We start from the raw sequence: 1,799 nt of genomic DNA, 5'->3' as shown, positions 1-1,799 counted from the left end.
CAGTGAAGTAGCACCCGATTCCCAGAGGAACGCCATCCCCGTGCGCTCTTCTGATTCCAGTGTGAGGCTCACTGCCGTGGCCTTCGGCCGCCCTCGGGATGGGGTTCCTGGGACGGGTCGCTTCACCGTAGAGCTGATCCCACGAGCGCGAAGCTCGTGTTCATGTGCGGCATGCCAGTCCTTGAGCCACTGAGCGATCTCTGACATTACGCCCCCATGTGGGCCTCGAACGGCCGTCGAACTTGATCGTAAGCCCGACAATCACCGGACGCGGGAACGGTCTTCGTCTGATCATGTGCTCCGACCAAGGTGCACGTGACCAAGACGAAGGCCGTGAGGGTGAGTCTGCTGCCTGGTGCTGTCCGGAGGGAAGCGTTCGCGCAAGCGTCAGCCTTCCGAGGTGAGTTCTATGAGTGTCTGACCGCACGGCGCGACGCGTTGTTCGAGCTGGTGGACGCGGTGCTGTGTGCGGACGGTGCGGTTAAGTCCCCGGTGGACCTGACACTGCTGCCCGAACATCGACGTGGGCACGGAGCGATGTACGGCGGCCTGAACCACGGCCGGATCGACATCGGTCGGTTGCGGACGGTGCTGGCCGGACTGTCGCTGCCTCGGTTTGACGGCGGGCGACTGGTCCTCGCGGTAGATGTGTCGCCGTGGCTTCGCTCGGACGCGCCGTGCTCAGCGGACCGGCTGTTCTGCCACGTCTACGGCCGGGCGAAGACGGCATCGCAGTTCATCCCGGGCTGGCCGTACTCCTTTGTCGCCGTGCTGGAGCCGGGTGCCACCTCCTGGACCGCGATCCTGGACGCGGTCCGGCTGGGACCTGCAGACGACGCGACCGCAGTCACCGCCGCCCAGCTCCGAGGAGTCATTGAACGGCTCGTCGCGGCCGGCCAGTGGCAGAGCGGGGACCCGTATATCGTGATCGTCAGCGACGCCGGCTATGACGTCACCCGCCTGGCCTGGGTCCTGCGCGACCTGCCCGTCGAGCTGGTTGGCCGCGTCCGCTCCGACCGGGTCATGCGCCTGCCCAAGCCGCCTCGCGTCCACGACCCAAAGGGCGGACGGCCGCCCAAGCACGGCCCGGAATTCCGCTTCGCCAAGCCGGAGACCTGGCCCGAGCCTGCGATCAGCACGGTCACCGCAACCACCAACTACGGCAAGGCCGAGACTCAGGCATGGGACCGGGTCCACCCAAGGCTCACCCACCGCTCCTCATGGCTCCACCACGACGGTGAACTTCCCCTGGTCGAGGGCACGTTGATTCGGTTGAAGGTCGAGCATCTGTCGAAAGACCGTGATGCCCCGCCGGTGTGGTTGTGGTCCTCCAAGACCGGCGCCACTCCGGACGACGTGGACCGATTCTGGCAGGCATTTCTCCGCCGCTTCGACCTGGAGCACACCTTTCGCTTCGCGAAGCAGACCCTGGGCTGGACCACTCCGAAGCTCCGTACTCCCCAGGCGGCGGACCGCTGGACCTGGATCCTGATCGTCGCTCACACCCAGCTCCGGCTCGCCCGGCCTCTCGCAGAAGACCTCCGCCGGCCCTGGGAGAAGCCCACCACCTCCGACCGGCTCACCCCGGCCCGAGTCCGCCGGGGGTTCAGGAACATCCGCGTTCACCTCGCCTGCCCGACCCGTGTTCCCAAACCCAGAGGCGCCAGCCCCGGACGGCCACCCGGCGCCAAGAACAAGCACCGGGCACCCCGCTACGACGTCGGCAAAACCGTCAAGCGCCCCGAGACTCTCAAAGCCATCGGCAAGCCTGGCAGGTCCTGGTAGATAAAGAACAAGCT

Annotated in this window: 1 protein-coding gene; it reads left to right on the top strand. The window is 66.6% G+C overall.

All coding sequences use genetic code 11. The features are described from left to right. The first annotated feature begins 339 nt into the window (after nt 1–339). Nucleotides 340–1,785: an NF041680 family putative transposase gene (locus IE94_RS0134070; RefSeq protein ID WP_051777905.1), complete on the top strand. Its 1,446-nt coding sequence runs from the start codon at nt 340–342 to the stop codon at nt 1,783–1,785. The last annotated feature ends 14 nt before the right edge of the window (nt 1,786–1,799 follow it).

The organism is Streptomyces violaceorubidus, assembly GCF_000717995.1.
Classification (GTDB): domain Bacteria; phylum Actinomycetota; class Actinomycetes; order Streptomycetales; family Streptomycetaceae; genus Streptomyces; species Streptomyces violaceorubidus.
This window is presented reverse-complemented; position numbering and strand designations above follow the sequence as displayed.